The organism is Mycobacterium heidelbergense (genome assembly GCF_050205645.1).
GTDB classification, from domain to species: domain Bacteria; phylum Actinomycetota; class Actinomycetes; order Mycobacteriales; family Mycobacteriaceae; genus Mycobacterium; species Mycobacterium heidelbergense_A.
This window is the reverse complement of record NZ_JBNMQT010000015.1, coordinates 119,508-127,822: the sequence shown is the minus strand read 5'-3', so window position 1 is coordinate 127,822 and position 8,315 is coordinate 119,508. Positions and strand designations below refer to the sequence as shown.

Genomic DNA, 8,315 nt, shown 5'->3' with positions numbered 1-8,315 from the left:
GGCATGTCGCAGCTGCGCGGGTGGCTGACCCCCGAGCTGCGCGCCACCCTCGAAGCCGTGTTGGCGAAACTGGCCGCGCCCGGCATGTGCAACCCCGACGATCAAACCCCTGGTGTGGACAGCACTCCCATACAAGAAGCCATCGACAACGACGCCCGCTCGGCTGCCCAGCGCAACCATGATGGGCTCAATGCCGCCCTGCGCGCCCTGTTGGCGTCGGGAAAACTCGGCCAGCACAACGGACTACCGGCCTCCATCATCGTCACCACTACCCTGGCCGAGCTGGAGGCCGCCGCAGGGCGCGGACTCACCGGCGGGGGCAGCATCCTGCCCATGAGCGATGTGATCCGCCTGTCCCGCCACGCCCGTCACTACCTGGCGATCTTCGACAAAGGCAAGACCCTGGCGCTGTATCACACGAAACGCCTGGCCTCCCCCGCACAACGAATCGTGCTGTACGCCAAGGATCGTGGCTGCACGGCCCCCGGCTGCACGGTGCCCGGCTATTACAGCGAGGTCCACCACGTCGTCGGCTACGCCACCTGCGGCTGCACCGATGTCGACAACCTGACCTTCGGCTGCCCCACCCAACATCACATCGTCCAGCCCGAGGGCTGGAGCACCCGCAAAAACGCCAAGGGCGAAACCGAATGGATCCCACCGCCCCACCTCGAACGGGGCCAACCACGAACCAACACCTACTGGCACCCCGAAAAACTCCTGCACGACGAGGGTGACGACGCCGCCGACGATGACGACGCAGCATAGCGGGGGCGGCGCTATAGCAGGATCGGCTGCCCCGATTCCGGATCGGCCGGCGCCAGCAGCTCGGGTCCGTTGTTGCGAACGTTGTTGACCAGTGTGGACACCTGACGCAGCTCGATGTCGTCGGCATCCGGCGGGCGGGTCAGGAATTCGGGATCAAGGGCGGCGTCGGGATTCAGCCACGCGTCCCAGTCGGCTGGGGCAAGCATCAACGGCATGCGGTCGTGGATCTCGGCGAGCTCGCCCACGGCGTCAGTGGTGATGATCGTGCAACTCAGCAGCGGCGCAGCATCTTTCGCGGGTTTCCACACCGACCACAGGCCCGCAGCGAACAGCGGCTCCCCATCGCTGCGGTACATGTAGAACGGCGTCTTGCGCGACTTCTTACCGCCCGGAGTATCAGCGTTGACGCGCCACTCGTAGTAGCCGTCCATCGGCACCAGGCAGCGCTTGCCCTTGGCCGAACCGCGAAACGCGGGCGACGTGGTGACCTTGTCGGCCCGGGCGTTGATCAGCAGCGGCCCCTTGGTCTCGGGTGCGCCGTCCGGACCGGCTTTGACCCATGGCGGGATCAACCCCCAGCGCATGAGCCGGACGCGCCGGGTCGGTTCGTCGTCGGGCTCGCTGTGGCGGGTGACAACCGTGGCGATCGTGGACGTAGGAGCCACGTTGTAATTAGGGCTGTAGTTGGGCCTGCCAACATCGGACGTCTTAGTATCGGACGTTCCAGCATCGGGCGCCGCGCCCGTGGCCTCGTCGATCGCCTTGATCTTCTCGGCCAGCTTGGCCGGATCCGTCGTGACCGCAAACCGTCCGCACATGACTTCCATGGTGCCTGGTGGCCACGACGCCCGCCGACACGGCAGGATAAAGCGGGTGAACGGTATCGATTCGTGGGCGGCCCCGCAGGCGACGGCGCCGGTGCACGCGACGGTGACCGTTCCCGGCTCGAAGTCACAGACCAACCGGGCGCTGCTGCTGGCGGGGCTGGCGGCCGCGCAGGGCCAGGGCTCGTCGACCATCGGCGGGGCGCTGCGCAGCCGCGATACCGACCTGATGATTTCGGCGCTGCGCACCCTGGGTTTGTCCGTCGACGGCGCGGCGTCCGAGCTGACCGTCGCCGGCCGCATCGCCCCCGCCCTCGGCGCCCGGGTGGACTGCGGCCTCGCGGGGACGGTCCTGCGATTCGTTCCGCCGTTGGCGGCGCTGGCCGACTCGCCGGTGGACTTCGACGGCGACGAACAAGCCCGCGTCCGGCCCATCGCGCCGCTGCTCGACGCGCTGCGCGGTCTGGGCGTCCGGATCGACGGGACTGGCCTGCCCTTCCGGGTGCAGGGCAGCGGATCGGTCGCGGGCGGAACCGTCGCGATCGACGCCTCCGCATCATCGCAGTTCGTGTCGGGCCTGCTGTTGTGCGCCGCGTCGTTCACGGACGGCCTGATCGTGCAGCACACCGGGTCGGCACTGCCCTCGGCGCCGCACATCGCGATGACCGTGGAGATGTTGCGGCAGGCCGGGGTCGACGTGGACGACTCGGTCACCAACCGCTGGCAGGTGCGCGCCGGTGCGGTCGCGGCCCGGCACTGGGAGGTCGAACCCGACCTGACGAACGCGGTCCCGTTCCTGGCCGCGGCCGTGGTCAGCGGCGGAACGGTGCGCATCACCGACTGGCCCGAGAGCAGCGTACAACCCGCCGGCGACATACTGGACGTCTTCGCGAAGCTGAATGCGGTTGTCACGCACACTGATTCATTCCTGGAGGTGCGGGGCTCGTCGGGTTACGACGGGTTCGACGTTGACCTGCGCGCTGTGGGTGAGCTGACGCCATCGGTCGCCGCGCTGGCGGCGCTGGCGAACCCGGGGTCGGTGTCGCACCTCTCCGGCATCGCCCATTTGCGCGGACACGAGACGGATCGGCTCGCCGCGCTGAGCGCAGAGATCAACCGCCTCGGCGGCAACTGCGCAGAAACCCCCGACGGCCTGGTGATCACCGCGACGCCGCTGCGGGCCGGCACCTGGCGCGCCTACGCCGATCACCGCATGGCGATGGCCGGCGCGATCATCGGGCTGCGGGTGGCCGGAGTCCAGGTAGACGACATCGCCGCCACGACAAAGACTTTGCCGGAGTTCCCGCGCCTGTGGGCGCGCATGCTGGCCCGCGAGGGGCCCAGCGTTTGAGGCCCGGCGACTACGACGAGTCCGACGTCAAAGTCCGGTCCGGCCGGGGTTCGCGACCCCGGACCAAGACTCGTCCGCAGCACGCCGACGCCGAGGCCGCGATGGTGGTCAGCGTCGACCGCGGCCGCTGGGGGTGTGTGCTGGGCGGCAGCCCCGAACGCCGAGTCACCGCCATGCGGGCCCGCGAGCTGGGTCGCACGCCGATCGTCGTCGGCGACGACGTCGATTTGGTCGGTGATCTGTCCGGCCGGCCGGACACCCTGGCCCGCATCGTGCGGCGCGGCGAGCGGCGAACGGTGTTGCGGCGCACCGCCGACGATACCGATCCCACGGAGCGAGTGGTGGTCGCCAACGCGGACCAACTGCTGATCGTGGTGGCGATGGCGGACCCGCCGCCACGCACCGGTCTGGTCGACCGGACGCTGATCGCCGCCTACGCCGGCGGGTTGGCACCGATCCTCTGCCTGACCAAGACCGACCTGGCCCCACCCGAGCCGTTCGAGCGGCAGTTCGTGGACCTGGACCTGACGGTGGTCGCTGCGGGCCGCGACGATCCCCTGCTCGCGGTCGCGGACTTGCTCGCCGGCAACATCACGGTGCTGCTCGGGCATTCCGGGGTCGGCAAGTCGACGCTGGTGAATCGGCTTGTGCCCGAGGCGGATCGGGCCGTCGGCGAGGTCACCGATATCGGCAGGGGGCGACACACCTCGACGCAGTCGGTGGCGCTGCCCCTCGAGGGCTCGGGCTGGGTGATCGACACTCCGGGGATCCGTTCGTTCGGGTTGGCCCACATCCAGCCCGACGACGTGCTGCTGGCGTTCTCGGATCTGGCCGAGGCGATCAAGGACTGCCCCCGCGGTTGTGGTCACCTGGGACCGCCGGCCGATCCCGAATGCGCGCTGGACTCCCTGGCCGGTCCCGCCGTTCGCCGTGTCGCGGCGGCCCGGCGGCTGCTGGTGGTACTCAACCAGACCTAGCGAGTGGACATAGCCAACCGCATGCCGAGCTCCTCGGGCGGCACCGCATGCCCGGCGGCGCAACGGATTTCCACACTCGCCTCTGCCCCGCAGCCCTGGTGGACCAGCCGCAGGCGGTTGCGTCCGGGCAGGTGGTGCCTACCCCACTCGAACATCGCCCAGATCACCGGCATGAAGTCGATGCCGGCATCGGTGAGGACGTACTCGTCGCGGCCGCGCTGCCCGGGTTCGCGGTAGGGCCGCCGCGCCAGTAGCCCGAGGTCGACCAGTTCGGCCAGCCGCGCGGAGGTGGCCGCCTTGGTGATGCCGACCCGGCGCGCGAAGTCGTCGAACCGGGTGGTGCCGTAGTACGCCTCGCGCATGATGAGCATCGCCGACTTGGTGCCGAGCACCGCCATCGTCTTCTCGATGGAGCACTCGCCGACCGCCGACCATTTGTCCCGGTCGGCCAGCACCCCCTGCAGGAATGTCATGCAAATCACCTCTCCATCTGGGTTGCTTTTACTATACCCAGATGTTTACCTAGGTACAGCTAGCGATACCTAGCTTCAGACTCGGGATTCTGGACTCAAGGAGGAGCCATGACCAGTTACGAGGGCCGCGACGCCGTCATCGTCGGTGCCGTCCGCACCCCCATCGGCAAAGGCAAGGCCAGCGGCGCGTTGCACGACGTGCTGCCCGCCGACCTGCTGGCCCACAGCCTGCGTGAACTGGTGGCGCGCACCGGCGTTGACCCAGCGCAGGTCGACGACGTCATCGCCGGCGCCGTGACCCAGGTCGGCGACCAGGCGGTCAACATCGCGCGCAACGCGCTGCTGGGCGCGGGGTTCCCGGAGTCGGTCCCCGGTACCACGGTCGACCGCCAGTGCGGGAGTAGCCAGCAGGCGATCAGCTTCGCCGCCCAGGGCGTGCTCGCCGGTGCCTACGACCTCGTCATCGCCGGTGGCGTGGAGTCGATGAGCCGGGTTCCGATGGGCAGCTCGGTACTCCCCGGCAGCAATCCGTTCGGCGAAGACATGACACGGCGCTATCCCGAAGGCCTGGTGCCACAGGGCATCAGCGCCGAGCTGATCGCGGCGAAGTGGGGCTTTTCGCGCGCTCAGCTCGACGAGTTCTCCGCGTCCAGCCACGAAAAGGCGGCCCGCGCAACCAAGGACGGCCTCTTCGACAACGAGCTGATCCCGATCGCCGGCTTGGAAACCGATGAGATCATCAGGCCCGCCACCACCATGGAAACCCTGGCCACGCTGCAGCCGTCGTTCTACAGCGAGGCAGCCGAAGAGCGCTTCCCGCAGATCAATTGGTCGATCACGGCCGGCAACTCGTCGCCGCTCTCGGACGGCAGTGCCGCGGTGTTGATCACCACGAGCGAAGCCGCTGCCAAGCTGGGCCTGCGCCCGCTGGCCCGGATCCACACCACGACCGTGGTGGGCTCGGATCCGCTCTACATGCTGACCGGCGTCATCCCCGCGACCGAGAAGGCACTGCACCGCGCCGGGCTGACGCTGGCCGACATCGACCTGTTCGAGGTGAACGAGGCGTTCGCGCCCGTCGTGCTCGCGTGGGCTGCCAATACGGGAGCGGATCTGGCCAAGACGAACGTCAACGGCGGGGCCATCGCGATCGGCCACCCGCTCGGCGCTAGTGGCGCCCGCATCATGACCACGCTGGTGAACGCGCTCGAACAGCGCGGTGGGCGGTACGGCCTGCAGACAATGTGCGAGGGCGGCGGCATGGCCAACGCCACCATCATCGAGCGCGTGTGAGAACGGAGGCCACCAACATGTCCAAGATCTTTGTCATTGGCGGCACCGGAGCCCAGGGCATCCCGATCGTTCGCGCCCTGGTCGCCGACAGGAAGTACTCCGTTCGAGTCCTCAGCCGTGATCCCGCTTCCCGGCGCGCCAAGGAACTTCTCGAACTCGGCAACGTCTCCATCCTGGAAGGCACATTCGCCGACGAAGCTGTCCTGCGGGAAGGATTCCGCGATGCCGACGGGGCATTCGTCAACATCGACGGGTTCAACACTGGCGAGAAGACCGAGATCTACTGGGCAATCCGCGCTTACGAGATAGCCATCGAAGAAGGCGTCAAATTCTTCGTATATGGAAACCTCGACTACGGCCTGCAGAAAGCGGGATATGACTCGAGATTCCGCACCGGTCACTACGACGGCAAGGGCCGCGTGGGCGAGTGGATCCTGTTTCAGAATCAGGCGAATCGCGATCGGATGGGTGCGGCGGTCTTTACCTCGGGCCCCTACATCGAAATGGTGCTCTCGCCAGGGACACCCATGACACCAACTGTGGAGGACGGCGTCGTGACGTGGCGAGTTCCGCTGGGTGACGGTGCCGTGCCGCACGTGTCGCTCGAGGATTGCGGGTATTACGTTCGCTGGCTTTTCGATCATCCCGAGCGCGCCAACGGCATGGATCTCGGGGTCGCAATCGACCAGGTGCGCTATGCCGACCTTGCCGCGGCGTTCGAGAAGGTCACCGGGCACCCGGCGCGGTACGTCGACACCGACTTGAACGAGTACTGGAGCAACGGTCCAATGAGCGCCGCCGCAAATGCGCCCGCCGGCTACAACGCGGACCCAAATGACAAGAGCACCATGAGCATTCGCGACAACTTCACAGGGTTCTGGAATCTGTGGAAGTACGAAATCGTCAACCGGGATTATGCCCTGCTCGACGAGATCCACCCGCATCGGATCAGAAATGCCGAGGAGTGGTTGAGGCGAGAAGACCAGCGGGGACGAGAGCTGGGCAAAGGCGGCCTGTGGGATAGGGTTCAACCGGAAAACCGGACTCCGATTCTCAAGATCGGCGAAGATAAGCGGACAGGAAAGCTGTAATGAACGTAATACGTGCCGCCGCTGTGCAACTCAGCCCGGTTCTCTATAGCCGAGACGGAACGGTCGAACGGGTCATCGGCAAGATCGAACAGCTGGCCCGCCAGGACGTTCAGTTCGCGACTTTTCCCGAGACGGTGGTCCCGTATTATCCGTACTTCTCCTTCGTCCAGCGCCCGTTCGAAATGCGTTCGGAACAACTGAAATTGATGGATCAGGCGGTGACGATACGGTCGCCGGCGGTCGCCGCGATCGGTGCGGCGGCGCGGGGCGCCAACATGGTGGTGTCCATCGGCGTCAACGAGCGAGACGGCGGTTCGCTGTACAACACCCAGTTGCTGTTCGACGCCGACGGCACCCTGATTCAGCGCCGACGCAAGACCACGCCGACCTACCACGAGCGGATGATCTGGGGACAGGGCGACGGCAGCGGGCTGCGCGCGGTCGACAGCGCGGTCGGGCGAATCGGGCAGTTGGCCTGTTGGGAGCACTACAACCCACTAGCGCGGTACGCCCTGATCGCGGACGGCGAGCAGATCCATTCCGGCATGTTTCCCGGATCGTTCGGCGGTGACCTGTTCGCGCAGCAGGCCGAGATCAGCGTGCGCAACCATGCGCTCGAGTCGGGCGCCTTCGTCGTCAACGCGACCGCCTGGATCGATGACGATCAGCGAGCGCAGATCGTGGCCGACACGGGCGGGCCGATCGGCCCGATCTCGGGCGGCTTCTTCACGGCGATCATCAGCCCCCAGGGCGAGTACCTGGGCGAGCCGCTGCGCTCCGGCGAGGGCGAGGTAGTGGCCGAGCTCGACTTCTCATTGATCAACACCCGCAAGATCCTGATGGACGCCAGCGGCCACTACAGCCGGCCCGAACTGCTCAGTCTGATGGTCGATCGCACCCCGACGGCTCATGTACACGAGCGCGTGGAACCGTCCCAGGAGGCCGAGAATGTCGACATCTGAAATTACCTTCCAGGGCGTGCGCGCACGCTACGGGAGCACCAAGACCTACGACGAACTGGTCACCTCGCTACTTGCGGACATCGGCGAAAAGCCGGTTCCGATCAATGATTTCGCGACGGCTGCGGACGACTGGCAGTCCTATCAACGGCTGGTCGAACCCCATGTCGGGCCAAGCGGGTTCATGTTGTTCGGGCTGCTCGACCATGGCACGTGGATCAAAAAGGCCGGCATCAAACGCAAGGTGTTACGGGTCATCCTCGGCAACCCGCTGATCGCGATCACGATGTTGCGCCACGACGTGACCGCGGGGTTGTTTGCCCCGGTCGAGGTGCTGCTCGTCGACGAGGGGGACGGCCACAGCAGTTTGACCTACGTCAAGCCGTCGTCACTGATGGTCGTCGAGCCCAACCCCGAGTTACTGGGTGCCGCAAAGCAGCTCGATGCCAAGCTCGCGGCACTGGCAGAAAAGGTAACCGGCCGCTGGTGACCGTACTCGCTGCAGCGCGGCCATCAATACGACTGCATACGATGTGCGAGCGCGCCGGGGGGCCGCCGCAGTATGCGCAGGATCAGTAC

General features: G+C 66.8%; 9 protein-coding genes. 7 read left to right on the top strand and 2 right to left on the bottom strand.

The features are described 5' to 3' along the window. Positions 1–768 (top strand): DUF222 domain-containing protein (locus ACQI5H_RS17890; RefSeq protein ID WP_427080655.1); only part of this gene is annotated, 768 nt, incomplete at its 5' end. A gap of 11 nt (positions 769–779) precedes the next feature. On the opposite strand, the gene ACQI5H_RS17885 is transcribed toward ACQI5H_RS17890, so the two are convergent. Then, entirely contained in the window at positions 780–1,586 is an 807-nt protein-coding gene (locus tag ACQI5H_RS17885) for an SOS response-associated peptidase (protein WP_427080654.1), read from the bottom strand. Between the two features lie 64 nt (positions 1,587–1,650). Here ACQI5H_RS17885 and aroA point away from each other — a divergent pair, with 64 nt between their 5' ends. Together aroA and rsgA are read left to right on the top strand one after the other, a co-directional pair. Next, a complete protein-coding gene (gene aroA / locus ACQI5H_RS17880; RefSeq protein WP_427080668.1) occupies positions 1,651–2,943 on the top strand; it encodes a 3-phosphoshikimate 1-carboxyvinyltransferase in 1,293 nt (430 codons plus the stop codon). Next, entirely contained in the window at positions 2,940–3,920 is a 981-nt protein-coding gene (gene rsgA / locus ACQI5H_RS17875; protein WP_427080653.1) for a ribosome small subunit-dependent GTPase A, read from the top strand. The genes aroA and rsgA overlap by 4 nt, the downstream gene beginning before the upstream one ends. Here the strand turns inward: rsgA and ACQI5H_RS17870 are convergent. Beyond that, positions 3,917–4,393 carry a winged helix-turn-helix transcriptional regulator gene (locus ACQI5H_RS17870; RefSeq protein WP_427080652.1) on the bottom strand — a complete coding sequence of 159 codons (477 nt, stop codon included), beginning with the start codon at positions 4,391–4,393 and terminating at the stop codon, positions 3,917–3,919. The two genes, rsgA and ACQI5H_RS17870, sit on opposite strands and share 4 nt — an antisense overlap. A 108-nt stretch (positions 4,394–4,501) precedes the next feature. On the opposite strand from ACQI5H_RS17870, the gene ACQI5H_RS17865 reads away from it, so the two are divergent. From ACQI5H_RS17865 to ACQI5H_RS17850, 4 genes are read left to right on the top strand one after another with little or no spacing between them, the layout of a single operon-like run. Then, complete coding sequence (locus ACQI5H_RS17865) at positions 4,502–5,686, top strand: thiolase family protein (protein WP_427080651.1); 1,185 nt, start codon at positions 4,502–4,504, stop codon at positions 5,684–5,686. After that, entirely contained in the window at positions 5,683–6,777 is a 1,095-nt protein-coding gene (locus tag ACQI5H_RS17860; protein ID WP_427080650.1) for an NmrA family NAD(P)-binding protein, read from the top strand. Before ACQI5H_RS17865 ends, ACQI5H_RS17860 begins: the two co-directional genes overlap by 4 nt. Then, on the top strand, positions 6,777–7,739 hold the full coding sequence (locus ACQI5H_RS17855) for a nitrilase-related carbon-nitrogen hydrolase (protein WP_427080649.1): 963 nt from the start codon (positions 6,777–6,779) through the stop codon (positions 7,737–7,739). Before ACQI5H_RS17860 ends, ACQI5H_RS17855 begins: the two co-directional genes overlap by 1 nt. After that, positions 7,726–8,226, top strand: a complete 501-nt coding sequence (locus ACQI5H_RS17850) for a DUF302 domain-containing protein (protein ID WP_427080648.1) — start codon at positions 7,726–7,728, stop codon at positions 8,224–8,226. The genes ACQI5H_RS17855 and ACQI5H_RS17850 overlap by 14 nt, the downstream gene beginning before the upstream one ends. Positions 8,227–8,315: the final 89 nt, after the last annotated feature.